Origin of the sequence: Pseudoalteromonas sp. APC 3893 (genome assembly GCF_030408095.1) — a bacterium.
Taxonomy (GTDB): Bacteria; Pseudomonadota; Gammaproteobacteria; order Enterobacterales; family Alteromonadaceae; genus Pseudoalteromonas.
The window spans coordinates 266917-290118 of sequence record NZ_JASDCD010000003.1; the positions used below are offsets into that span (position 1 = coordinate 266917).

Below are 23202 nucleotides of genomic sequence, written 5' to 3' on the forward strand. Positions count from 1 at the left end.
AAAGTAAAAAAAGAACTCGCAACTATTCGTTTAAATGACTTTACTTGCACAAGCGAATATTAGCTTTGTAGTACTCTGGCGCCGAGTCAATAAACTCAACCCAATGCTGGAGTGCTTTTAAATAGTAAGGCATTATTTGCTCTTCATCTCCAAAGTTGTACAACAGAGATATCAAAAGAGCTGTCGTGTATAAGGTTTCCCCTTCCATCATTAGAAAAATGTTTAAATATTTTGCATTATCTTTAAATGAATAGAGGTAGCGAATACTTTTGAGTAATGCATCTAACGCATCACCTCGAGTGCTTACATCTTCTTTTAATATATTTGCAAACGTAGAGCAAAACTCTTCAAATTCATTGTATTGCAAATATGACTCAACTTTTTCTACATCAAATGGAGCTGAGAATTTAGTTGATTTGATAAATTCAATAACCTCATGTTTATCAACTTGAGTTTTCTCTAAGAAAATATCCTCAGACTTTAAAGGTATTGCCCCTTTAATTTTTGCACCATTACTACAGTTAAAGAAGTGTGTACCTTTTGGCACAAATAAATCGACGAGTTTCTCCATTTGGCTGTTACCAACACTCATAAACTCATCAGTTAAAACAGAAGGTGCAAAATTTCCAGGTAATACTATTTGCTTACCCATTTTTAAAGGTTGATGGACTGTTTCGCCTTTATCATTGTAATAAAAACTTGATTTTGAATGGTGATGGTTTTCATCTATATAGCCATTATCAACACCAAATAAATAAATATTTTTAAAATTCAAATGACATGCAAAACTAAGTGCTGTGTTGCCAACTAGCGGATTACAATATGAAAGACTTCCCGTAAATTCATGCTTGCCTAAAACCTGTGATAATTGAATTAATTGCGAAGCAGACTCATTACCTTTTAATCCAAAGCCAGTCCAAGGGAAAAGACTTGATACGCTAGGATGCATCACATTAGTTGTCAAAAAATTAATCTTGCTTCGAGCAGATTCAGGGAGGTAATCTTTAAGAAAATGATAGGTCTGTTCTGTACGCTCTAATGCAACATGAAAGTCGGGAATAATTCCATATTGAATCAACGCTGTAGAAGCTGAATTACATGAAAAGATAACGACTTTATCTTTAATACTTTGAAGAGCTTCAATTTCTTTATCTAAAGATGGACCATTAGCAATTATAACGATTGGAAAGTTGTCATATTTTGGAGCGCTAACTTGACTTAAATGATTAACCATAAGGTTCAGGCCATTATCGACATTACCCAATGTGTGGGCAACTCCCATAAGTGCATCATCAAAAAAGCCAAAACCTGTAAAAAATTGATGAAAATTAACTTTAAATTGATTAATCCAGTTATTAACAGTTACAGATGGGTAGTGCTGATAGAACCAAGAAAAACTAACTGATGCCACGCCAACATTTCTTGAGCGCTCATAAATATCTTGAAAAACTTCGGTTTCTGTTTTGCCAATGCCTAGATAAAGATAACTACCACTGTGATTGATATGTTCTAAAATTTCCTGCCAATCTGTAACAAATAGACTTGCAAAAAAATAGTCTTCGTTTGGCTCTAAAATATTTATAAAGCTAATTTTTTTACTGTCAAGCAGGTATGGTAAGTGATATCCCAAACCTATGCCAAAGACAATCAAGCTAGGCATAACTTCATCAAGAGTATTGTTTAATTCGAGTTCTTGTTTTGCTTCCAAATAAACCAAGCCCATATTTTTCATTAATTTGATATGGCAAAAATCAAGGGGGTTTTCAATTAATGAAACTTTTGAGTGGTCTGTACGCCCAAGAATTGGGGCATTTATATTTTTTTCAGCCTGTTCTCTTGCCTGACTTATTGGATCTTCCGAGTACATTGGCACCCCGGTTTCATAATCTATTATGTTAGCAGTGCCATTCTCATTGAGGAGTAGCTGAAATTTTTCGCCTGGATTGTAGTGTAAAAACCTATCATAAATTTCAGGGAAAAATTGCTTAAATGCCAATAGGTTACGCTCAAAAATCAGATTAGCTTTTTCGGCAAATATTTGTTCTTTCTGCTGTTTTTCTAACTTCGTTTCAAGCTGCTCTGAAAGTAATTCTAATTGAGCTTCAACAGATTTTTGTGTTGTCATTATTCTTTACCTACTTGATGCTTTTATATACGTTAAGTTTTTTTTGATTACTTATATGAACACCTATTTGCTTTGCTAAATTCTTTTTTTGGCCTTCAGCACGTTGCAGTAGCGCATTAAAATCACTAAAAACAACTTCGCAACGCCTAATGCTTTCAGGTGATAGGCTATTGATATTACTGAATAGTGACCTTACTTTTTGGTCAAATTCTATAAAACTAGCGTTAAATTCATCAAGGTTGTTTTTTTCTAAATGAGCGTTAAGTATCTCAATTTGATTTTCAAGTTGAGAAAATTGACTATCCGACATTTGCATCAGCGCCATTATCTCTTAAAGTTTGTTCTCTTACTTCATGGGGAATTGCGTCCCATGCAGACTTAATTTCTTTAAGTAAGCCGCTTACTTCGTCAATAATGGTTGGATCGTTCTTTAAACTTGCATCTAACAATCTATCAATCATGTAAGAATACAATGCATAAAGGTTTTCAGTTACTTCACCACCGACGTCAAAATCTAAACACCCTCTAAGTGCTTCTATAATAGCTGAAGCTTTTGATAGATATTCACTTTTGGCTTCAAGGTGCCTTTTTTCAATTGCCACTTTCGCAAGCACCATTTTTTCTATAGCACCAGCCATTAGCATCTGAATTATTTCATAACGATCAGCACCTGCAAGGCGAGTTTTAAGTGCTTCTTTTTGATATTTTTTTACTTTTGCGTTGTACATGGTTCACCTTTTGCTCAAACGATAGAGAAACTAGTTATTCTTAAGATGATTTAGTAAAACCAGGGAGGCTGGAAAGCTGTGAACTCAAGTATGTTTGAGTTGATTGCATTTGGGCTAATAACACATCTAAACCAGCATATTGCTGGCGAAGCCTCGCCTCCAACTCTTCCATTCTATATTCATGGTTAATTACATCATCTTCAAGATCGTCTAGTTGAGAATTTAAGTTAGTTTCTCGTTGATTCATAATTCCTTTGGAGTCTAAATAATTGTCAAAAAGAGACTCTAATTGTTTTGCTATCCCGTTTTCACCAGCAAAAGCCTTGCCAATATCATCGTAATTTTCATCCATAGCTTCGTTTAAGCTACGAACTAAGCTCGATTTTTCAAGGTAACCTTCTTTATCAACACCTAAACCAATATCAAAGATACTTGAAAACGGGCCAGCTCCTGTAATAGGTGTCGAAAGAGCATTAACTAGTTGAGAATCGAATGAACGAATTGTCGAATCTGCATTAAGAGGTTTGCCCACTCGCGTTTGTAAACCAATTTGACCAATTAAATTATTATAGTTCGTGATAAACTCATCAACTAACTTGGTAACACTTTCAGTATCTACATTAACAGATAGTTTTGCAGTCTCACCGTCAACACTTTGTCGCTTTGCAACAATTGTCATGTCTTGGACAGCATCTTTAAAAGTATTAGTATCACTAGTAATCAAAATACCATCGACTTTGATTTCTGCACTTTTAGCTTCATCACCCGATGCAATTGCAATACCGCCAGCACTTACACCATCGTTAGCAAGTGTCGAAACATTATCAAGTTCAGCATTATCGTTAGTAATAACTAAATCGTTGCCCGTACCAGACACATTTGATGTGAGTACCAGTTTCGATTCTGTACCCGTGTTAATGATATTTGCTGTAACACCAAAGTTATCATCTGAGTCATTAATTGCATCACGTAAGTCTGCTAAAGTCGCACCTGCGTCGAGTGTTAAATCAAAGCTCTTATCACCTGCTGCAAAAGATAGAGTACCACTAGAAACTGTTACAACATCGTCTGTTGAGGTAAATAGGCCTGCATTAGATGTAGCTCGGCTACCTTGAGCAAGCTCAACTACTTCTATATTAAAGTCTCCAGGTGAGATATCAGAAGTTGGTGTTACCGAAATCAGATCGCCTTCATCACTGGCCGGTTGCTTAATATCAGCAATTCGGTTGTTAAAGTTATCAATGTCTGCAAGTTTCTCTATTGTATCCTGCAGTTTAGACATAGCAGATTTGACTTCGCCTAACGAAGAAAGCTCAACCTGTAAGGTCTCTTCCTTTTCAGCGAGCGCTTGTAATTTAGGGGTATTTTCAGCTGATAGTGTCGCGCTGATGATGCTTTCCAGATCAAGTCCAGAACCAACCCCAGCAGATGTAATTAATGCCATAGTAATACTCCTAAAATACTATATTGCTATGCTGTTCTATCGAACAACATACCTTTATTACTCAATTTAGCGGCAAACTCTTCTAAAGCTTTAGCCACTTCTCGAAATTCTTCAGTTGGAATTTCTCGAATTACTTCATCATTTTCTTTATCGAGAACTTTGATAATAGGTGATTCTCCTACCTCATCAAATTCAAAAATTAAATTGGTTGATGTAACTGGGATATAGCTATTAAGCTTTTCTAAGTTTTGTTTTACTTCAGCAATTAGAGCACTTTTATCTTTCTGCTCATTTTGTTTAGAGACTTTCTCAATATCCACAGCCTCTCTACCAGCAATTTCTGTGCCTTTATTTGCTTTAATATCATCTATTTCAGCTTTTAAAATTGCAGAACTTCCACCAGTCGTAAGGTTATCATTAGACCTTTGCGTTGAATTAAGATCTATCATAGTAGCACCTCTTAATATCTTATATGCTAAGTATAAGCCACTTCAGAGAAAATTTCCTGACCCTAAAGTAGCTTATTTAAAAATATTAACCAAGTAGCGATAATGCTACTTGAGGACGTTGATTTGCTTGGCTTAAAACAGATTGGCTAGCTTGTTGTAAAATTTGCATCTTAGTTAAGTTTGCTGTTTCTGTCGCGAAGTCTGTATCTTGGATACGTGAACGTGCGGCAGATAAATTTTCAGAGATGTTTGACTGATTACGAACTGTAGATTGGAATCGGTTTTGAACCGCACCAAGCTCTGCACGCTTTTTATCAACAACAGCAATTAGAGAGTCCATACCTGCCATTATAAGCTGAGCATTACCTTGAGATGACACACTTATAGTAGTCGCAGCGAAACTTGAGAAACCTACGCTACCTTGTGCTAAACCAGAGTCAACACCACTGATACCTGCTGCAAGACTAGACATTGCTTTACCTGTAACACCAGTAGCAACTTCAGCAATACCTGACATGGTGAAGCCACCATTTGCCGACATTGTATTAGCTGTACCAGCTACATTTTTCATACTAAAACCGATAGTTTGGATTGCATCAGCGCCTACTTGGAATTTAGCATCGTAGGTCCCATCAAGTAGGTTTTGGCCACCAAAAGTTGTATCTTCAGCTACACGATTCACTTCTTCAGAAAGTGAGCGTATTTCTTCTTGAACAGCTAAACGATCTTCATCAGTGTTTGATCCATTTGACGCCTGTTGTGCAAGCGTACGAATACGTTGAAACATTGATGTTACTTCATCAAGAGCGCCTTCAGCAGTTTGCGCTAATGAAATGCCGTCGTTGGCATTTCGATTACCCTGAGTTAAGCCATTTACTTGACTAGTTAAACGGTTAGCGATTTGCATACCTGCCGCGTCATCTTTTGCACTATTAATACGCAAGCCGGATGATAGACGCTGGAATGAAGTGTCTAAAGAGTTGCCAGATTTCATTAACTGGCGCTGTGCGTTCAACGAACTCACATTAGTATTTACATATAAAGCCATATTAGCCTCCGCTTTATCATTTTTAACAGAATTACAACGGGATACCCCTACCCTGCTGCAACTCCAGACTTAGAGTCCTAGATTTTTAGTTCTCTAAATCTGTTATCGTCTGATACAGTGAAAACTTTAGCCTTATTTGCAAATATATTTAACTGATTTCTCAGTTTAGCCTTGTAATAGACTTAATGCGGCCTGAGGCCTTTGATTTGCTTGACCTAATATGGTTTGGCTTGCTTGTTGTAAAATTTGGTTTTTTGTCAAATTTGCAGTTTCTGCTGCAAAATCAGCGTCTTTGATTCTTGATTTAGCTGCTGAAAGATTCTCAGAAATATTCGCCTGATTTCGGATTGTTGATTGGAAGCGATTTTGTACAGCACCTAATTCAGCACGCTTTTTGTCTACAACTGCAATCATAGCATCCATTGCCGCAAAAACTTGTTGGGCATTAACTTGACTTGAAACACTTATATTTCCAGCAGTAATGCTACTAAAACTAGCGCTCGTCTGTGTTAATGTGGAAGAAACACTACTTATACCTGCAGCTAGTGAAGACATTCCTTTACCACCAACAGCTGACGCAATAGCGGCTATACCTGACATGGTAAAGCCATCATTATTAGTTAACGAGACCGGACCATTAGCAGTACCACCAACACTTTTCATACTAAAGCCGATAGTTTGAACAGCATCAGCTCCCACCTGGAAACTAGCCTCATAACTTCCATCAAGTAAGTTTTGGCCACCAAAAGTAGTATCTTCTGCTATACGATTCACTTCATCTGAAAGCTGTCGAATTTCTTCTTGAATAGCTAAACGGTCTTCATCAGTATTTGATCCATTAGCAGCTTGCTGAGAGAGTGTTCTAATACGCTGAAAAGTGGATGTAATTTCATCTAACGCACCTTCTGCTGTTTGCGCAAGCGATATGCCATCATTTGCATTACGATTACCTTGGTTTAAACCTAGTATTTGTGATTGCAAACGGTCAGAGATTTGTAAACCTGCCGCATCATCTGCGGCACTATTAATACGTAACCCTGATGATAAACGTTTAAATGATGTATCTAAATCATTTCCTGTATTGGTCAGTTGGCGCTGTGCATTTAATGCACTCACGTTTGTATTTACATATAAAGCCATAATACACTCTCTTCTTATCTGTCAAAGTTAAGTCACCTTGATTTAGGTGATTTTTGACAAAGTGACTCGTCACAGAGGCAAACCTTAATGTTGCCGAGGCAAAAAACTGCCACTTTGCTGGTTAATTAATAAATTTACTAATGTAACAGCAAAGTTCAGGCCAATATTTTCTGAGAAGAGAAAAGGCCCCTAAAAGGAGCCTTTGAAAGATAAGTTTGAGAGTGGGTTAACAAAGCATGAAATATGGCATAATTCATGCTTTGTATTTCATGTTCTACAAATGTTAGAACGATATGAATGGATTTTTAGCGCCTCCGCTTTACAATCCTTCTATAGCGCCTTTGTTAATACCCCATTAGACAAAGGCGCTTTTTATTACCTGTCAATAAATTGACTTTCTTTTATTCATAAAAAGCTAATTATTAACCTAGAAGACTTAGTGCAGCCTGTGGTCGTTGATTCGCTTGACTTAATACTGTTTGACTAGCTTGTTGTAAAATCTGCATCTTAGTTAAGTTAGCCGTTTCTTGTGCAAAGTCAGTATCTTTGATACGAGATTTTGCAGCACTTAAGTTTTCAGAAATATTTGATTGGTTACGAATTGTAGACTGAAACCGGTTTTGAACCGCACCAAGCTCTGCACGCTTTTTATCAACAACAGCAATTAGAGAGTCCATACCTGCCATTATAAGCTGAGCATTACCTTGAGATGACACACTTATAGTAGTCGCAGCGAAACTTGAGAAACCTACGCTACCTTGTGCTAAACCAGAGTCAACACCACTGATACCTGCTGCAAGACTAGACATTGCTTTACCTGTAACACCAGTAGCAACCTCAGCAATACCTGACATGGTGAAGCCACCATTTGCCGACATTGTATTAGCTGTTCCAGCTACATTTTGCATACTGAAACCGATTGTTTGAACTGCATCAGCGCCTACTTGAAATTTTGCCTCGTAACTACCGTCAAGAAGGTTTTGGCCACCAAAGGTTGTATCTTCAGCTACACGATTTACTTCAGAAGATAATGAGCGAATCTCTTCTTGAATAGCTAAACGATCTTCGTCGGTGTTTGAACCGTTTGCAGCTTGCTGTGCAAGTGTACGAATACGTTGGAACATTGATGTTACTTCGTCAAGTGCGCCTTCAGCAGTTTGAGCTAACGATATACCATCGTTAGCGTTACGGTTACCTTGATCTAAGCCATTTATTTGTGATGTTAAACGGTCAGAAATTTGTAGACCTGCCGCATCGTCAGCAGCGCTATTGATGCGTAGACCTGATGAAAGACGCTGGAATGAAGTATCTAGTGAGTTACCAGAATTCATTAATTGTCTTTGTGCGTTTAATGAACTAACATTTGTATTTACATATAAAGCCATGATTATCTCTCCCGAAGTAAACTTATCATTTACTCTCAAACTTACTTAATTTAAGCAGTGGTTGTAATTTACAACGCTTTGCTTGGTTAATTAAGTTATCGGTCTGCTCAAAAATTCCTTTAGTTTTTTTTTGATTTTTTTTGAATTAAATAATTAAGCCAATGTTTTTGTATATCTTTTATACTATTAATTTAATCTTTTTAAGTTAGCATTGGATATTTATCAACATTAAACATTAGTGCTGAAAAACTATTTCAAATGAAGCTAACTAATTAATTTTTAAAGGAGAGAAATTAAAATTGAGTGTTTTAAAAGAGTAAGGCAAGACTTTGCCTTACTCTGGGGTTATTTATAAGTAATCAAATAAGGAAAGATTAGCCAGTCGGCCAAACGTTGCCTGTGATGCCTGTAAGGCCGTTTCTTGCTTTGTTAGCTCTGTAATCGCTTCGGCCATATCTAGTTCAACTAAATCGGCGCGGGACGCTTTATTGTTTATATCTAAATCGGCATTTGATTGAGTAACTTTCTCAGTGGTATTTAACCTTCCGCCTAGGCCGGCTTGAGTTAAAGATACTTGATTTTTACTATTATCAATTTGTGTCATAGCATCTGCGAGAATTTGGTCGTAATCATCTTGGCTTATTGTTGAGTCTGCTAAACCAGCAATTAAGTCGTTCAAAGTATTTAATATATTCTCTTTTTTCGGTGCTTCTAGGGTAAAGTCTACTTGCCCTGTTGCTACAGGGCTAATATCTATTTCCATTCCCGCAAATTTGATTTGTGAGCCATCAAAACTGCCTGACTCAATCACTGTACCACCTTGTTCTACTTGATAGGTGTTCGGTGTACCTGCTGTTGTTACTATGTTGAATGTATTAGCCCCAGCAGCGGCAGTGGGATCGGCGTTATAATTTGCTTTATGGAACTCATCAAATTGACCTTGCTCACGCACGTAAACTTTAGCACTAGTGATACCACCTGAAACTGTGGCATCATTTGACTCTACATTTAAACGGGCATCAACTTTTTCAAAAACCTCAAAGCCATTATCACTTGATTTAACGTCAACACTGGCCGCTATCTTTATTTGATGCTGACCCTGATCACCGTTATAAGTATATTTACCTGTTGAGGAATCAAATGAATAAGTTTGAGTATTATCTTGATAGCCCGAGAATATATACTTCCCGTCCTCGGTTTTAGCATTCATTAAATCAAGTACGCTACTTTGGATGGCCTTTATCTCTTCAGCAATACCTTCGCGGTCAATATCAGAATACGCACCGTTACCCGCCTGAATAGCAAGAGTATGCGCTTTTTCTAAAGAGCTTTTAATATTCTCAAGTACACTATCTTGAGTTGTAAGCCTACTAGTTAGCATAGTGATGTTCTTGCTATATTGTTCGTTTGATTCAATACGGTCCGTATAAAGCAAAGCCCTTGCAGTTGCTGCTGGGTCGTCAGATGCACTGAGCACTTTTTTTTGCGTATTAACTTGCTCTTGCGCCTTACTAACACCTGATTGACCATTCAAAATTGAATTTAAACCATTTTGGTACATTAAATTATTTGATAAACGCATAATTACCTCGCAGCACTCAGAAGTGTGTCAAAAATTGTTCGGGCTGTTGAAAGCACTTGTGCAGATGCAGCATATGATTGTTGAAAACGCAGTAAATTAGCCGCTTCTTCATCTAAATTAACACCAGATAAAGATTCATACCAAGCTTCTGATTGTTGAGCGAGGGCATCAAATGCCGCCCCATTTGTCATTGCTTGATTGGTAACGACCCCAATGTCTGTTACTAACCCTGCGTACGCTTCATTAAATGTTTTATGATTATCAGCAGTTGTAGAACTCACTACATTTTGACGGACCAACTCATCACTTTGTAATCCTGCAAGCATTAAACCATTACGATTATCATCAAAGCCACCTTGATTAAATTCAAGTGTGAAAGTGTCCCCGACAGCAGGGGCCCCTTCTATATTAAAGTCAAACCCATAAGCATCATAAGGTGCGCCAGCTTGTGAAAGTAAACCTTCAGCTGGTGGTGTAATAGTAAATGTGGTCGAGCCACTGCTATCTGTTAGAGTGTACTCGTTGGTATTCGCGGTTTTAACTATACTCATTTCACCATTAGCAAGGCTTGGCGGTGATACAATAAAGCCACCTGACGTAACACTACTAACAGTCCCTAAAGATATATTTGCACTGCCCGTGTTATTAATATCATCTGCAGTTCTGATTGGTGACGCTAATGCTAATGCATCAGGGCGGTTAGTTGCTAATTCTAAACTAGAAGCTGCTTGTGAATTTAGTTTTAGTTGAAATTGGTCACCAGCATTAGGAGTACCATTGACATTGATCTGTAAGCCAAACAAATCAATAGGTGGAGTCGAAGTGTTGGTTGTTGAGTCAATTACACCACCCGAAATAGTCGCTGTTGTTGCACTACCTAGTGGCTCACCTTTATTATCTACTGGCTGAATTTCAACTGTATTAGCCGCCGTATAGGTAATAATAAAGTCACTGGCTGGCAACTCACTACCTTTGCCAGGTTCAACTGTAGCTGTCATTGTTGCATTACCAGTATTAGCTTGGTAATTAAATGCATCAACTGTAGGAATTGTAAAAATATCACCTCCTAGCTCACCATTGCCATCCATGCCTAGTTTATTTTGCTCATTAAATGCATCGGCTAATGCCAGGCCCATTTGGCCAAGCTGGTTTTGCGCTGGTACTAAAATATCATCACGAAATGATAATAACCCGCCGATTTTGCCTTTCAAGGAGCCAGTATCGACCTCAAGCGGCACGGCTTTGCCGCCATTAACATCCAAGTGAAGCTCTTTAAAATTTAGATCTGGGTCACCGGTCATTGAAAACAGATTAAATGTGCCATCTTGCATAACTAATGACTCCCCTGTACCCATAAATAGTAATTTCTCACCATTAGGGCCATCTAACGTTTCAATATCAACCAGCTCGGATAATTCACGAATAGCCAAGTCCCGTTGATTATATATAGCACTAGACTCACCTTCACTACTTGTTCCATGTACGGCTGCAACTTGCTTATTTAACGAACTAATATTCTGCACTAAAGTGTTTGCCTCATCAGCAAATATTTCTAACTGCTCATTCACGACATTTTTTTGATCAAACACAATTCCTGACAAACGATCCATTTGTTCAATTAAGTTTTCTGCATCTGTCATAACCAACGAGCGCGCGACAGTTGAAGATGGTTGATTAAGGCTTTCTTGTACATTATTGAATAATGAATTAATACTGGAAGATAAGCTATTCGACTCTTCTGAAAATAATGTATCAACACGACTAGCTTCTGTTACAAATTGATCAAAAAAAGCTTTATTTGAGGTATCACGATTCAATTGTTTTTGTGCAAATTCATTGATCAATCTATACGTTTCACCACGACCAACTTGATTGTCAATCATAGTCAAATGCTCCGTACGCTCACGTACGTAGCCTTCTGTATTTACATTTGCGATGTTTTTACTGGTCGTTTGCAACAATTCAGAGTTAGCACGAACTCCTGAGCTTGCAATATCAAATAAATTAAACGACATTTTAATTTACTCCTTGGCGAACCAATGTGCTAGCCAATGACTTAAGCTCAGCGCGGTTGAGCACTTGCTTAATTTTATCAGCATAATTGGGATCGGTTGCATAGCCTGCTTTTTGTAATGAATCTAAAAAGGCGGCAGGTTTTGCTGTGTTTTCGAGGGCTTCTTGATAGCGTGGGTTTTCATTTAAAAAATCAACGAAATCGTTCACACTATCTTTAATGGATTCATAAGCTCTAAAGCTCGCTTGCTTTTTAACGGGCATACCTTGTTCAAATTCTAGTGTCACTTTACTGGCTTTATCGCCTTGCCAACTGCGGTCAGATTTAATATTAAAAAGATTATTACTACTACTGCCATCAGCTTTGTTAATAATATGTTTGCCCCAGCCGGTTTCAAGTGCAGCTTGTGCGACCATAACCGCTGGATTCAAGCCAATCTTTTCTGCAGCCGTTTTAGCGTGTTCCCATACAGAGCTAATAAATGATTCAACGTCATCAAAGTTATTACTTTGTTTAGCTGTATTGTCTATATTTGTTGTCGGTTTAACCTCTGCTGACTCTGCATTTTTGATAGTGCCGTTAGCACGTTTATCACTGGTAAAGTCATCCACCGAGCGCAGTACAGAGCCTGGCATAAACTCTTTACCATCTGGTGATAATTGCTGCACAATAAGATCAGCAAGCCCTAACGAGCCATTAGATGACAGCTCAACAGACAGTTGTTGATCGTGCATTTCTTCAAAAAACTTTACCCCGCTTGAATTAAACGGGCTGTCTTTATCTTCAAATGCTTCATTAGCTTTACGCATACTTTTTAACAGCATCTGGGTAAAGATAGATTCAAATTGTGCCGCGGCTTTTTTTAAGGCTTCTTTTGACGCGTCACTTGAAGCATCACTTTTTAAAGCACTTTGACGTAGAGAGTCTAAGTTGCCTAAATCAAAAAAGTTTTGCTTATCGAGGTGATTAGTATCCATCAGCTTTTTGACACAATAATTAATAATAAAATTAACAATGCAATAATTGAGCCAAACAAACCATAACAAGGAAGTTGTAATGAGAGGGGCTAGACTCCAGTTACCTAGAGCCTAGTAAATTAAAAAACTAAATGACCACCAACTGGCCGTTAATTGCGCCGGCTTCTTTAAGGGCTTCAAGTATCGCCATTAAGTCACCAGGGGCTGCACCGACTTCGTTAATTGCACGTACTAAATCATCTAAGCTGACACCTGGGTTAAACACAAAAGCCCGTGAATCGTCTTCATTTACATCGATAATGCTTTGGTTGGTGACTACCGTTTCGCCTTCGCTAAATGCATTAGGCTGCGATACATTTTGCTGCTCTGCAATCGTCACTGTTAGGCCACCATGAGTAATTGCTGCAGGTTGCAGCTTGACATTTTTACCTATCACTATAGTACCCGTGCGAGAATTAACAATGATTTTTGCTGATGTATCTGCCGGCTTAAATTCTAGATTCTCAAGGGTAGATAAATAAGCAACCCGTTGTGAAGCATCCCGAGGGGCTATTACACGAATTGATGCCGCATCAATTGCTTGTGCGCTATCTGGGCCAACTAAATTATTAATTGTTTGCTCTAAACGTTTTGCCGTTGTGAAATCAGGGCGGTTTAAATTAAAAGTAATGTAATCCCCCTGCATAAATGGGCTTTTAATCGCTCGCTCAATTATTGCGCCATTTGGAATACGCCCAACCGTGGGTGTGTTGATAACTACTCGGCTACCATCTGCGCCTTCTGCACCTAAGCCCCCAACAATCAAGCTACCTTGTGCAATTGCATAGGTATTACCATCAACCCCCTTAAGGAAAGTTTGCAGTAACGTACCGCCACGTAAACTACCCGCACTACCGATTGATGAAACTGTAATATCAATCATTTGCCCTGGTTTTCTAAAAGGCGGTAATTCAGCGTGAACAGCAACAGCGGCCACATTTTTAATTTTTGGTTTTAAACTACTGTCCATTGTGATGCCAAAACTATTGAGCATCGCTTTAAAGCTTTGTTCTGTGTATCGGCTCTGTTCGCCAGTACCAGGTAAACCAACAACCAAGCCATAACCAACAAGTTGATTTGAACGAACACCTTCTACCATAGAAACATCTTTAATGCGTTCAGCAGCGGCAGTTAAGTGCCACCCAAGCAGACAAATACCAATAAATACCTTAAAACCATTCATATCCAATGTCCTTTAAAAAGGGAATAACGCGCTACTAAAGAATCGTGTTAGCCAACCAGCACTTTGCGACTCTTGCATTTGCCCTTTACCTGAATATTGAATACGCGCATTCGCAATCCGGTTTGACGTTACTGTATTATCGGCCGTCACATCTTGTGGCCGTACAAGTCCTTCTAGGCGAATAAACTCTTCACCTGTATTAAGGGTTAGCCACTTTTCACCACGTATCACTAAGTTACCATTTGGTAGAACACGCATTACATTAACTGAAATATCACCGAACAAGCTATTCGATTGATTAGATTTGGAATCACCTGTAAAAGAGGAATCAGAGCCGATACCAAACTGCATGCTATCTCCACCAATATTAACGGGTAAACCACCTAAACCAACAACAGGATCAAGACTGGCATTACTTTCTTTATCGGTTTCTGTTTTTGCGGCTTTTGAGGCCTGAGTCGACTCTTGTAGTTTTACCGTAATAATGTCGCCAGTTCGAAGCGCTTTTTTATCTGAGTACAAGTCGTTAGCTGAGTAACTGTCAAACAATGAACCTGTTGGCACAACTTGCTCTGTCACAGGCTCTGGGTACATTGGCGCATAATATGGGTCATCCTGAACCACGTGGGTATTTTGAGTGGTCATACAGCCACTTAATATACATGCCCCGCTAAAGACAATGATTAAATTACGCATAATGCTGCCCTTACTCATTAAAGTTGCTGATTAATGTAACTAAGCATTTCATCAACAGCTGAAATTACCTTTGAATTCATTTCATAAATACGTTGTGTTTCAATTAAGTTCACAAGCTCTTCAGTCACATTCACATTCGATGTTTCAAGTGAGCCTTGTACAATCGAGCCCAACCCATCAATACCCGGGTTACCTTGAACCGGCGCGCCACTCACTGCTGTTTCGGTGTAAAGGTTTTGCCCAATAGGTTCAAGACCCGATGGGTTAATAAAATCACTAATGGTTAGCTGCCCGATCACCACGTTATCAGCCTCACCGGCAATACGTACCGATACTTCACCATCTTGCGATACAGTAATTGATTGTGCGTCATCAGGTACATTCATCTCTGGTTGAATAGGAAAGCCAGCACCTGCTGTGACAATTCGACCGTCTTCATCGGTGGTAAATTGTCCGTTACGTGAGTACGCAATATTACCGTCGGGTTGTAGTACTTCAAAAAAGCCTGAACCCGATATCATCCAATCCAATGAGTTTTCAGTGGTAAGCATGTTACCTTGAGAAAAGTTCTTTTGGTTAGCAACCACTTTAGCACCGGCACCTAACATCAAGCCCGATGGCATTTCAGTGTCTTGTGAAGAGCGCCCACCTGGTTGATTGATATTTTGATAGAGTAAATCTTCAAATACAGCACGGCTTTTTTTATACCCAACGGTACTGGCATTGGCTAAGTTATTTGAGATAACCGATATATCGGTTTGTTGGGCATCTAAGCCTGTTTTACTGATCCATAATGCAGGATTCATATTAATGTCCTCTCAATTAGGTTAAACAATGCGCAGCAATTGGGTATGACGCTCGTCAATTTCTTCTGCTGTTTTCATTAACTTAACTTGTAATTCAAATTGGCGTTGATGGCTTATCATATCCACCATTTCATGTACCGGATTCACGTTTGACATTTCAAGCGTGCCGCTCATAACTTTTACGTTTTGCGAGATATCACAAAAGCCACATAAATCATCTTCTAGTTTATCGGCTTTAGGACGAAACAAGCCGTCGTTGCCTTTTTCAAGCTGAGTGTTATCCGCTTCGATAACCTTTAAACGATCAACCACTTCTAAAAAGTTAGCCGGCGCCCCTTGGGGGCGTACTTGAATTGATCCGTCTTCACTAAACTCCACTTTTTCAATCGGTAGAGGTAAAATAATAGGCCCACCCGCGCCAACAACTTGACGACCATGACTGGTAATTAACGCACCATCGGGGGTAATATTTAAAGTACCTGTTTTTGTATAAGCTTCATTACCTTGGGCATCTTGAACGGTTAGCCAACCTTTATCGCTCATCGCAATATCTAAATCACGGCCGGTTTCAACAATGCCCCCGGAGGTCATATTTGAACCTGGACGCTCTTGCATGGAAAAGACGCGCGTAGGTAAGCCTTCACCAAATGCTTGCATAGACCTTGCTTGTGCAAAATCAGCTTTAAAGCCAGTGGTGTTAGCATTGGCTAAGTTATTTGCTTTGAGCGCAAGGCCCCGCATACTTTGCTTAGCCCCTGACGCTGCAATGTAAACCATCTTATCCATAACATCGACTCACGTTAAAAAATCTATATTAGAGATAAATGCAAAATAAGTGCCACAATAATTTGACAGTAAAAATACACTGATAAGAAATAAAAAAGGCTGCCCGAATTGGCAGCCTTGGTGTCGGATTAGTATAATATTCGCTATTAACGAATTTGCAGGATGCTTTGCTGAATTGTTGAGTTCACCTCAAGCGCTCGCGAATTAGCCTGGAAGTTACGCTGCGCACTAATCAAATCGACCAGCTCATTAGTTAAGTTCACATTTGATTGCTCAAGCGCCGATGAGCTAATTTTACCAAACGCGCCCGAATTAGCTTCCCCAGCTATCGGCTCACCAGAGGTTAAGCTTTTCTTCCATGATGTATTACCCACTTGTTGTAAGCCCTGTGAATTTGAAAAACGAGTTAACGCAACTTGCCCTAAATAATTAGAATCACCATTACTATAAGAAGCAACTATTTTTCCATCAACACCAATATCAATATTTGCCAACCGGCCCACTGCTGCGCCATCTTGGTCTAATACTTTATTTTCAAAAGAACCTGCGTGCTGCGTAGGTATTTTTGAAGAAGTGCCCGCTTCATCACGCCAATTGATCGTTACATTATTAGGGAAACTAGCACCGTTACTTAAAATCCCAGTCAGGTTAGTACCATCGAAGACCACTGAATCAAATGTACTTGCCGCATTAGGATTACCGTTAGTATTGAGTGGTAACCCGTTTGCATCAAACTGAAATGTTGAAATAGGAGTAAATGGCCCTGTAGCACCTTGCGGGGTGCCATCTGGATTGACAACTTGACCGTCTAATGTCGAATAAACTTCCCATTCGTTAGCATTTCCTGTAACAGCCGCATCTGTTTTCACAAAGTACAATTGCATAGTATGCGATTCACCTAACGAATCATAAACATTCGTTGAGGTAGAATGAGTAAATGAGCCAGATTGGCCTGGATCAAATGGTGTAATTGACGGTGCTGCTTTAGTTGAATCTAACCTAAAAGATGAATACACATTTGTTGTAGCGCGCGGAGCCCCCGAAGAATCAGGAATTTGAATCGCACTAGATGTGCTCAAACTCACTGAAGTCGCGTCTCCGCTTGATGCATCAACAGGGAACCCTTGTAAAAAGTTACCTTGCGAATCAACAATAAAATTATCTTTATTTAATTTAAACGCCCCTGCACGAGTAAATGTTTGATCTTGCGAGCCCAACTCTGAACTAAGAGCAAAATAACCTTCTCCCCCGATAGCTAGATCGAGTGAATTTTGCGTACCTAGTGTTGAACCTTGATGAAACTGTTGAGATACAGACGTTGTTTGCACCCCATCACCATTTTTGGTTTTACCCGAGGTAAAAACGGAAGATGAATATACATCTGCAAATTCAGCTCGTGACTCTTTAAATCCCGTTGTATTTACATTAGCGATGTTATTAGCAGTAACATCTAAATCTTTTTGTGCGGCAGCGATGCCTGTTAACGCAATATTGAAGCTCATAAGTGACCTCTAAATTGTTAATATTTAGCCTTCGGCTGAAAATATACTTTAAATGTGTTATGCAATTTCTGCGACATCAGTCAGCTTAATCGCACCGGCTTTAGTGTTGATAATAATGCCATTAGCACCATTAATACTTACACTCTCAATGTTTTTATATGTAGCAACTGGTAAGCTGGTAAACTCCTCTCCCATGCTGCCTTCAGCTTTTATACTGTATTCACCTGGTGGAAGGCTCTCACCGGCTTCATTTTTACCATCCCAGTTAAAACGAAAGCCACCTGCAGGTTGGGTATCAAAATTAATAGTTCTTACAAGTTGCCCCGAATCATCTGTGATACTAAGCTTTAAATCTTTAACAGGGCTTTCAATAGCAATTATGCCTGAGGCTTTACCACTGCTGTTAAGGTCTAATGAATCAGCTCCTACTAAGGCCTTTTTACCAACCAAAGTAGATGCTTGCAACGCAGAGTTTGAGGTCATTGATGCCGCCAAAGACTCAAATTTTGAGTTAAGGTTTGAAATCCCTTCAGCCATAGTAAAATTAGTCATCTGTGCAATCATTTGATCGTTATCAGCTGGTTTGCTAGGGTCTTGAAACGACAACTGTTGTGTAAGCAAGGAAAAGAAATCTTCTTGCGTTAACGCATCACTTTTCTCTTCCGTCGATACTTGGTTCTCTTGCCACTTAAGCGAATCTAAATAAGTCGACGATGTTGTAGTTATATCGTTACTCATAACTTTTCCTCAATTACCGCTGCCCGAGCAACAGTGTTTTACTTAGCATTTGCTTCGCTGCATCAGCAACTTGCACATTTGTTTGATAAGAGCGTGAGGCAGAAATCATATTAGCCATTTCTTCTACAACATTAACGTTAGGTTTGTAGATATACCCATTTTCATCCGCACTGGGGTGATTAGGGTTATATTCTATTTGCAGTGGCTTATCGCTCTCTACAATACCTAGTACTTTAACGCCTACAGACGACCCCTGTTGATTACTTTGCGACGCTGATGCCTTTGTCAGCTCAGCAGCAAAAACAGGGTGGCGCGCTCGATAGGTTTGATCCTGACTTGAGCTAATAGTATTAGCATTAGATATATTACTGGCCGTGGTATTCAAACGCACATTTTGCGCGCTCATACCGGTACCTGAAATATCAAAAACGTTATATAAACTCATGCTTAGGCTCCTTGACTACCGAGGGCTTTTTTAAGGCCTTTAATTTTACTACTCATAAATTGCAGGCTTGCCTGATACTCTAATGAGTTCTGTGTATACAAGTTTCGTTCCACCTGTATGTCCACTGAGTTACCATCACCTGTATCTGTTTGATTTGGCGAGCGAAACATTTCACTATTACCGACATAACGGCTACCACCAGAAATGTGTTTAGCATCGGTTGTTACCATGTTATTGCCGCCCTGTTGGTGGCTTTTTGCCGCTTTTAAAGCGGAGGCAAAATCAACATCTTTCGCCTTATAGCCAGGCGTATCAGCATTGGCAATATTGGTTGCTAATAATTCGGCTCGTTGAGAACGGATCAACATTGCGTGAGGGTGAACCCCAAAAGCTTTATCAAAACTGATAGCCATAACCATCTCCAAAAAATTGACTTAAGCTTATTAATGCAAAAGGTGAGCCAATATAAAACCTCAAAAAAGGGATGGTTAAGTCATTAAATAACAAGGAAAAACGATGGCTTTTGGCCATCGTTTTTATATTTTTATTAATTAGAAATAGCTGAGGATACTATTTCTTTTGATAAATAATACCTGGATTACAACGTACCATATCAAACTCTGTACTGAGTCCCGACATCGACTCTGAGGCACCTAAAAACAAATATCCTTTAGGGTTTAGTGCCTGCGCAAATTGCGCAATAATTTTAGCTTTTACTTCAGGTGAAAAGTAAATCAACACATTACGACAAAATATAATATCGAACTTTCCCATCAAGGCGTAAGAGTCAAGTAAATTCAAGTGCCTAAAACTGGTTAATTTTTTAATCGGGTCGATCACTTGGGCCATGCCGTTGCCACTGTCTTTGAAAAACTTTTTCCGTCGCTCAGCAGATAAACCGCGCGCGAGTGCTAACGAGTCATATTCTGCATGTTTACACATATCAAGCATTGTATTTGAAATATCAGTGCCGACAATTTGCGCCCCCATTTTTAAAACACCAGGGGATTTAGCCTGAAATTCAGCAACAGACATAGCAATAGAGTAAGGCTCTTGACCAGAAGAGCTTGCCGCAGACCAAATTTTTAGTGGCCTGCGTAGTTCTTTATGTTCTGGAAATAGCTTAGTTTGTAATAATTCAAACGGGTATTGATCTCTAAACCACAATGTTTCGTTGGTGGTCATTGCATCAACTACGGCGGCGCGAAGTTGCCGTTCGTGGGGGCTGAGTGTTTTACTCACTAATTGTGATAACGATTCAACATTGAAACGAGTCATTAAAGGCGCAAGTCTACTCTTTACTAAATAAAGCTTGTTATCGCCTAACACAATACCGCACTGCTGCTCTAAAAAGGTACGGAATTGATCGTACTCGCCTTGCTGTAAATGTTTATTTTCCAACGTAACACCACCTATCAAAATTAGTCACAATGAACCCATTTTTTTACTGCTGTAGCTAATTCATCCGGGTTGAATTTTGCGATAAAGTCGTCTGCGCCTACTTTTTCAATCATAGCCTGATTAAACACACCACTTAAAGATGTGTGTAAAATCACATGTAAAGGTGCAAGCTTAGGATCTGCTTTTATCTCTGCAGTTAAAGTGTAGCCATCCATTTCAGGCATCTCAACATCCGAAATCAATAAACCGACTCTTTCAGTAATATCGTTTTTACAATCAAGCTCTGCGATTTCTCGAAGGCGAATTAGCGCCTCTTTACCATTTTTTGCAAGTTCCGTTTGTACGCCGAGAGGTTCAAGTGCACGTTTCACTTGATTGCGAGCAACAGCTGAATCATCAGCTATAAATACGATACGCTCTCCCAAGTCTTTCTGAATTTCGCCATCACTTGCAATTTCCGCACTAACCTCGGTGTTTACTGGGCAAATTTCATTTAAGATTTTTTCTACATCGAGAATTTCAACTAACTCATTTTCAATCTCGGTGACTGCGGTTAAATATGAGTATCGGCCAGCACCAGATGGAGGCGGCATGATTTTTTCCCAGTTCATGTTGACGATGCGCTCAACACCTCCAACTAAAAAGCCCTGAACTGAGCGATTATATTCAGCAATAATAATAAAGCTGTCTTGAATGTTCTCGATAGCAGGACCACCAACGGCCATAGACAAATCGATAACAGAAATAGTTTGCCCGCGTATATGAGCAACACCCCGTATATACGCATTTGATTTTGGCATATTCGTTAAAGGAGGGCATTGCAGTACTTCTCTCACTTTAAACACATTAATACCAAAGCGCTGCCGCCCTCTTAATTTGAATAATAATAATTCAAGGCGGTTTTGCCCAACCAACTGAGTACGCTGGTTCACTGAGTCTAAAATGCCTGCCATTTCAATCTCCTAAGAAAGCTAAAAAAACGGAACAATTATTGCTTTCTCTATTTAAAGCTACATTACATCGTGGGAGCGTCTAATAATTGACGCTAAATATTTATACCCTGTTTTCAACCATAAGCATAGTCGAAACATTATGAGTTTGTTAAAAAAAAGCCGAAGATACAGTGTTTTTTATTTTCTTGCTAGCCTATGCCTAGTTTCACCTGTCTATGGGCAAATATATAGCAAAGAAAAGTTGCAAACACTTGCAATCTCGTACATAAGAGATCAATTAAAGCCAATCAATAATGAGCAAACGCAAATTAATGCGCTTGCTTTAGATAGCAGAATACCCGATCGCAGCTGTTCAACGTCACCGTCTTTAAGCGTACCAACAGCCCCTCCTTTTAATCGACAAGTAACAGTACAAATTAACTGTGGAGATATACAAGGTTGGAGTCAATACGTACACGTCCGTATTACTGAGCTTGAACCAATTGTAGTTGCCACTGAACACTTAACACGAGGTGAAGTTATAGAAGCTCATCACCTGAGTGTTGAAATGAGACCAAAACACTTTGTTCGAGTACAACATTTGCAAGATGAGTCAGTTCTTATTGGAAGCCGTAGTAAGCGCAATATTCGCAGCGGTTTGCCTGTTGTATTGAGCCAAATTTGCATGGTTTGTAAAGGCGACAACGTCACTATATTTGCAACGATCCGAGGATTAAAAATAAAAACTTCCGGTTTAGCCCTAGAAGATGGTACTTTAGGAGAACAGGTAAAAGTAAAAAATGCAAAATCTGGGAAAGTTTTAAATGCCCGTGTAGACGGTGTTGAGTCTGTACAGGTAAATATTTAAATTTTCAAATTTATGCTAAAGTATCTATCATGCATGCCGATAAATAGGCATATGTTGGATTATGTATAGGTTAATATCATGGTAAGCCAAGTAAATAAGGGTCAGCAACAGCCTAATGTGTTGGCCAATGCTAAGCAACAAAAAGTTGATTTGCAAAACAATAATACACAGTCGGCGCAAAGAGCTGCACCAAAAGCGACTACCGACTCTGTAAGCTTAACGCCACAAGCACAACAACTTAAATCATTACAAGATAAGGCTCAACAGTCTTCTGGGTTTGATAGTAATAAAGTTGCAGAGCTTAAAAAAGCAATCAGTGAAGGTAAATACCAAATTGATGCTGAAAAGTTAGCTAAAAACATAGCTGCATTTGAGTTTGATGTTTATGGCTGATCATAATAGCTTGATTGCTTCAAAACTGACTATGCAGTTAAATTGCTTAACTTCATTAGTTGAAATTTTAGACGATGAGCTTACAGCGATAGCTTCGCGCCGAGGCGAAGGGCTAAAAGAGATAGCACAACAAAAGTTGTCTTTTCTTAGCAAGATCCAAACCCTTGATAAAGAGCTAAGCACTCTACTTGCAAGTAATGATTCAAAATCAGAAGAAGTGTCTGATTTAATTTCTGCTGTTCGTAAACATTTAGAAACGTGTAAAAAGAAAAACGACGTTAACGCACACGCAGCGCACCAAGCGCAATTAAGCGTAAAACAACTTAAAGATATTCTAATTGGCGCTCCTACTTCTATGACCTATGACCAAGGCGGTAGTGTTGTGCATGGTAATAGCAAAATCGTTCATAATTTAAAAGCATAGTTCTAACGTCTAGAAAATACCCTTTTGTAACACCCTTTTCTTTTTCGCCAATACTATTTATTTAATGAACACTCTGCTTCTGATCAAGACTGTTTTA

The 23202-nt window shown here is 39.0% G+C and carries 24 protein-coding genes; 3 read left to right on the forward strand and 21 right to left on the reverse strand.

What is annotated here, in order from left to right; all coding sequences use genetic code 11:
* Nucleotides 1-40: 40 nt before the first annotated feature.
* From QMA12_RS07275 to QMA12_RS07375, 21 genes are all read right to left on the reverse strand, one after another.
* Nucleotides 41-2125: a 6-hydroxymethylpterin diphosphokinase MptE-like protein gene (locus tag QMA12_RS07275; RefSeq protein WP_290210877.1), complete on the reverse strand. Its 2085-nt coding sequence runs from the start codon at nucleotides 2123-2125 to the stop codon at nucleotides 41-43.
* Nucleotides 2126-2135: 10 nt separating this feature from the next.
* Nucleotides 2136-2435: a hypothetical protein gene (locus QMA12_RS07280; RefSeq protein WP_290210878.1), complete on the reverse strand. Its 300-nt coding sequence runs from the start codon at nucleotides 2433-2435 to the stop codon at nucleotides 2136-2138.
* Complete coding sequence (gene fliS / locus QMA12_RS07285) at nucleotides 2425-2853, reverse strand: flagellar export chaperone FliS (protein WP_290210879.1); 429 nt, start codon at nucleotides 2851-2853, stop codon at nucleotides 2425-2427. The genes QMA12_RS07280 and fliS overlap by 11 nt, the downstream gene beginning before the upstream one ends.
* Before the next feature lie 40 nt (nucleotides 2854-2893).
* Complete coding sequence (gene fliD, locus QMA12_RS07290) at nucleotides 2894-4297, reverse strand: flagellar filament capping protein FliD (RefSeq protein ID WP_290210880.1); 1404 nt, start codon at nucleotides 4295-4297, stop codon at nucleotides 2894-2896.
* Between the two features lie 26 nt (nucleotides 4298-4323).
* Nucleotides 4324-4746 carry a flagellar protein FlaG gene (locus QMA12_RS07295; protein WP_290210881.1) on the reverse strand — a complete coding sequence of 141 codons (423 nt, stop codon included), beginning with the start codon at nucleotides 4744-4746 and terminating at the stop codon, nucleotides 4324-4326.
* Nucleotides 4747-4831: 85 nt separating this feature from the next.
* On the reverse strand, nucleotides 4832-5794 hold the full coding sequence (locus tag QMA12_RS07300; RefSeq protein ID WP_290210882.1) for a flagellin: 963 nt from the start codon (nucleotides 5792-5794) through the stop codon (nucleotides 4832-4834).
* A gap of 165 nt (nucleotides 5795-5959) precedes the next feature.
* A complete protein-coding gene (locus tag QMA12_RS07305) occupies nucleotides 5960-6934 on the reverse strand; it encodes a flagellin (RefSeq protein ID WP_290210883.1) in 975 nt (324 codons plus the stop codon).
* A gap of 422 nt (nucleotides 6935-7356) precedes the next feature.
* Complete coding sequence (locus QMA12_RS07310) at nucleotides 7357-8319, reverse strand: flagellin (protein WP_290210884.1); 963 nt, start codon at nucleotides 8317-8319, stop codon at nucleotides 7357-7359.
* A 349-nt stretch (nucleotides 8320-8668) separates the two neighbouring features.
* The gene (flgL, locus tag QMA12_RS07315) at nucleotides 8669-9901 is read right to left on the reverse strand and encodes a flagellar hook-associated protein FlgL (protein WP_290210885.1); all 1233 of its coding nucleotides are present in this window, start codon (nucleotides 9899-9901) and stop codon (nucleotides 8669-8671) included.
* Nucleotides 9902-9903: 2 nt separating this feature from the next.
* Entirely contained in the window at nucleotides 9904-11916 is a 2013-nt protein-coding gene (gene flgK / locus QMA12_RS07320; RefSeq protein ID WP_290210886.1) for a flagellar hook-associated protein FlgK, read from the reverse strand.
* 1 nt (nucleotide 11917) lies between these two features.
* Nucleotides 11918-12892, reverse strand: a complete 975-nt coding sequence (flgJ, locus tag QMA12_RS07325) for a flagellar assembly peptidoglycan hydrolase FlgJ (protein ID WP_290210887.1) — start codon at nucleotides 12890-12892, stop codon at nucleotides 11918-11920.
* A gap of 127 nt (nucleotides 12893-13019) precedes the next feature.
* Nucleotides 13020-14114, reverse strand: coding sequence for a flagellar basal body P-ring protein FlgI (locus QMA12_RS07330; protein ID WP_290210888.1), 1095 nt, complete (start codon nucleotides 14112-14114; stop codon nucleotides 13020-13022).
* Between the two features lie 12 nt (nucleotides 14115-14126).
* A complete protein-coding gene (flgH, locus tag QMA12_RS07335; protein ID WP_290210889.1) occupies nucleotides 14127-14810 on the reverse strand; it encodes a flagellar basal body L-ring protein FlgH in 684 nt (227 codons plus the stop codon).
* Between the two features lie 17 nt (nucleotides 14811-14827).
* Nucleotides 14828-15616 carry a flagellar basal-body rod protein FlgG gene (gene flgG, locus QMA12_RS07340; protein ID WP_256826572.1) on the reverse strand — a complete coding sequence of 263 codons (789 nt, stop codon included), beginning with the start codon at nucleotides 15614-15616 and terminating at the stop codon, nucleotides 14828-14830.
* A gap of 21 nt (nucleotides 15617-15637) precedes the next feature.
* Nucleotides 15638-16402 (reverse strand): flagellar basal body rod protein FlgF, encoded by a 765-nt coding sequence (locus QMA12_RS07345; RefSeq protein ID WP_087530920.1) that lies wholly within the window; start codon nucleotides 16400-16402, stop codon nucleotides 15638-15640.
* Nucleotides 16403-16548: 146 nt separating this feature from the next.
* A complete protein-coding gene (flgE, locus tag QMA12_RS07350) occupies nucleotides 16549-17904 on the reverse strand; it encodes a flagellar hook protein FlgE (RefSeq protein ID WP_087530921.1) in 1356 nt (451 codons plus the stop codon).
* Nucleotides 17905-17961: 57 nt separating this feature from the next.
* Nucleotides 17962-18642: a flagellar hook assembly protein FlgD gene (locus QMA12_RS07355; protein WP_087530922.1), complete on the reverse strand. Its 681-nt coding sequence runs from the start codon at nucleotides 18640-18642 to the stop codon at nucleotides 17962-17964.
* A gap of 13 nt (nucleotides 18643-18655) precedes the next feature.
* A complete protein-coding gene (flgC, locus tag QMA12_RS07360) occupies nucleotides 18656-19087 on the reverse strand; it encodes a flagellar basal body rod protein FlgC (RefSeq protein ID WP_087530923.1) in 432 nt (143 codons plus the stop codon).
* Between the two features lie 2 nt (nucleotides 19088-19089).
* Nucleotides 19090-19500: a flagellar basal body rod protein FlgB gene (gene flgB, locus QMA12_RS07365; protein WP_290210890.1), complete on the reverse strand. Its 411-nt coding sequence runs from the start codon at nucleotides 19498-19500 to the stop codon at nucleotides 19090-19092.
* A gap of 157 nt (nucleotides 19501-19657) precedes the next feature.
* Nucleotides 19658-20488, reverse strand: coding sequence for a protein-glutamate O-methyltransferase CheR (locus QMA12_RS07370; protein WP_087530925.1), 831 nt, complete (start codon nucleotides 20486-20488; stop codon nucleotides 19658-19660).
* A 20-nt stretch (nucleotides 20489-20508) separates the two neighbouring features.
* A complete protein-coding gene (locus tag QMA12_RS07375; protein ID WP_087530926.1) occupies nucleotides 20509-21441 on the reverse strand; it encodes a chemotaxis protein in 933 nt (310 codons plus the stop codon).
* A 139-nt stretch (nucleotides 21442-21580) separates the two neighbouring features.
* On the opposite strand from QMA12_RS07375, the gene flgA reads away from it, so the two are divergent.
* From flgA to QMA12_RS07390, 3 genes are all read left to right on the forward strand, one after another.
* Nucleotides 21581-22288, forward strand: coding sequence for a flagellar basal body P-ring formation chaperone FlgA (gene flgA, locus QMA12_RS07380; RefSeq protein WP_290210891.1), 708 nt, complete (start codon nucleotides 21581-21583; stop codon nucleotides 22286-22288).
* A gap of 78 nt (nucleotides 22289-22366) precedes the next feature.
* Nucleotides 22367-22681, forward strand: a complete 315-nt coding sequence (gene flgM / locus QMA12_RS07385) for a flagellar biosynthesis anti-sigma factor FlgM (protein ID WP_290210892.1) — start codon at nucleotides 22367-22369, stop codon at nucleotides 22679-22681.
* A complete protein-coding gene (locus QMA12_RS07390; protein ID WP_290210893.1) occupies nucleotides 22674-23105 on the forward strand; it encodes a flagellar protein FlgN in 432 nt (143 codons plus the stop codon). The genes flgM and QMA12_RS07390 overlap by 8 nt, the downstream gene beginning before the upstream one ends.
* The last annotated feature ends 97 nt before the right edge of the window (nucleotides 23106-23202 follow it).

What these genes read in the sequence shown, in the direction of transcription:
- fliD (WP_290210880.1), bottom strand. Translation starts at nt 4,297, where the DNA reads ATGGCATTAATTACATCTGCTGGGGTTGGTTCTGGACTTGATCTGGAA.
- QMA12_RS07310 (WP_290210884.1), bottom strand. Translation starts at nt 8,319, where the DNA reads ATGGCTTTATATGTAAATACAAATGTTAGTTCATTAAACGCACAAAGA.
- flgB (WP_290210890.1), bottom strand. Translation starts at nt 19,500, where the DNA reads ATGGCTATCAGTTTTGATAAAGCTTTTGGGGTTCACCCTCACGCAATG.
- flgA (WP_290210891.1), top strand. Translation starts at nt 21,581, where the DNA reads ATGAGTTTGTTAAAAAAAAGCCGAAGATACAGTGTTTTTTATTTTCTT.
- flgK (WP_290210886.1), bottom strand. Translation starts at nt 11,916, where the DNA reads ATGTCGTTTAATTTATTTGATATTGCAAGCTCAGGAGTTCGTGCTAAC.
- flgG (WP_256826572.1), bottom strand. Translation starts at nt 15,616, where the DNA reads ATGAATCCTGCATTATGGATCAGTAAAACAGGCTTAGATGCCCAACAA.
- flgM (WP_290210892.1), top strand. Translation starts at nt 22,367, where the DNA reads ATGGTAAGCCAAGTAAATAAGGGTCAGCAACAGCCTAATGTGTTGGCC.
- QMA12_RS07275 (WP_290210877.1), bottom strand. Translation starts at nt 2,125, where the DNA reads ATGACAACACAAAAATCTGTTGAAGCTCAATTAGAATTACTTTCAGAG.
- flgL (WP_290210885.1), bottom strand. Translation starts at nt 9,901, where the DNA reads ATGCGTTTATCAAATAATTTAATGTACCAAAATGGTTTAAATTCAATT.
- flgJ (WP_290210887.1), bottom strand. Translation starts at nt 12,892, where the DNA reads ATGGATACTAATCACCTCGATAAGCAAAACTTTTTTGATTTAGGCAAC.
- QMA12_RS07390 (WP_290210893.1), top strand. Translation starts at nt 22,674, where the DNA reads ATGGCTGATCATAATAGCTTGATTGCTTCAAAACTGACTATGCAGTTA.
- flgE (WP_087530921.1), bottom strand. Translation starts at nt 17,904, where the DNA reads ATGAGCTTCAATATTGCGTTAACAGGCATCGCTGCCGCACAAAAAGAT.
- QMA12_RS07305 (WP_290210883.1), bottom strand. Translation starts at nt 6,934, where the DNA reads ATGGCTTTATATGTAAATACAAACGTGAGTGCATTAAATGCACAGCGC.
- QMA12_RS07295 (WP_290210881.1), bottom strand. Translation starts at nt 4,746, where the DNA reads ATGATAGATCTTAATTCAACGCAAAGGTCTAATGATAACCTTACGACT.
- QMA12_RS07375 (WP_087530926.1), bottom strand. Translation starts at nt 21,441, where the DNA reads ATGGCAGGCATTTTAGACTCAGTGAACCAGCGTACTCAGTTGGTTGGG.
- QMA12_RS07345 (WP_087530920.1), bottom strand. Translation starts at nt 16,402, where the DNA reads ATGGATAAGATGGTTTACATTGCAGCGTCAGGGGCTAAGCAAAGTATG.
- flgH (WP_290210889.1), bottom strand. Translation starts at nt 14,810, where the DNA reads ATGCGTAATTTAATCATTGTCTTTAGCGGGGCATGTATATTAAGTGGC.
- QMA12_RS07355 (WP_087530922.1), bottom strand. Translation starts at nt 18,642, where the DNA reads ATGAGTAACGATATAACTACAACATCGTCGACTTATTTAGATTCGCTT.
- flgC (WP_087530923.1), bottom strand. Translation starts at nt 19,087, where the DNA reads ATGAGTTTATATAACGTTTTTGATATTTCAGGTACCGGTATGAGCGCG.
- QMA12_RS07280 (WP_290210878.1), bottom strand. Translation starts at nt 2,435, where the DNA reads ATGTCGGATAGTCAATTTTCTCAACTTGAAAATCAAATTGAGATACTT.
- QMA12_RS07330 (WP_290210888.1), bottom strand. Translation starts at nt 14,114, where the DNA reads ATGAATGGTTTTAAGGTATTTATTGGTATTTGTCTGCTTGGGTGGCAC.
- fliS (WP_290210879.1), bottom strand. Translation starts at nt 2,853, where the DNA reads ATGTACAACGCAAAAGTAAAAAAATATCAAAAAGAAGCACTTAAAACT.
- QMA12_RS07300 (WP_290210882.1), bottom strand. Translation starts at nt 5,794, where the DNA reads ATGGCTTTATATGTAAATACTAATGTGAGTTCGTTGAACGCACAGCGC.